This window comes from Psychrobacter sp. T6-4 (assembly GCF_052258425.1).
Taxonomy (GTDB): Bacteria; Pseudomonadota; Gammaproteobacteria; order Pseudomonadales; family Moraxellaceae; genus Psychrobacter.
Genome location: NZ_JBQQEZ010000038.1, coordinates 1 through 509 on the forward strand (window position 1 = coordinate 1; position 509 = coordinate 509).

Annotated in this window: 1 protein-coding gene; it reads right to left on the minus strand. The window is 72.5% G+C overall.

What is annotated here, in order from left to right; genetic code table 11:
- Positions 1–194 (minus strand): hypothetical protein (locus ACTXGE_RS12520; RefSeq protein ID WP_443560330.1); only part of this gene is annotated, 194 nt, incomplete at its 3' end.
- Between the last annotated feature and the right edge of the window lie 315 nt (positions 195–509).

Below are 509 nucleotides of genomic sequence, written 5' to 3' on the forward strand. Positions count from 1 at the left end.
ATCAGGAAGGTCGGGCCGAAATTCACCTCCCCGGCGAAGCCGAAGAGCAGGTCCCAGGCCATGGCGAAGACGCCGAAATAATACGCGATGGTGAGGAGCCCGAGGATGTAGCCCGAGACCCACCAGGGCAGGAACGCGGCCAGGACCAGCGCCAGCAGCGCGACCCAGAAGCCCGGGGTGGTGAGGAGCTTCATGAGTGGGTCCATCCTCCGCACGTTGCCCTCCCCCCTCTGGGGGGGAGGGTGGGCCGGCCGTCAGGCCGGGTCGGGAGAGGGGCAGCGCGACGATGCGGGATGGCGCGGTCGTCGCGACTCCTCCGGATGCGACGCTCCCCTCTCCCGCCCCCCTCCGGGGGCCACCCTCCCCCGCAGAGGGGGGAGGGAGAGCGCGCGTAACGTCCGGTCGGCCATCACGCCGCCGCCCTCCCCGGCTCTGCGACGAGACGGCGGAACGCGTCGGCCAAGTTTTCGCCGGGCGCGCCGATAGTCCCGGCCCGGCCCCGGGCGACG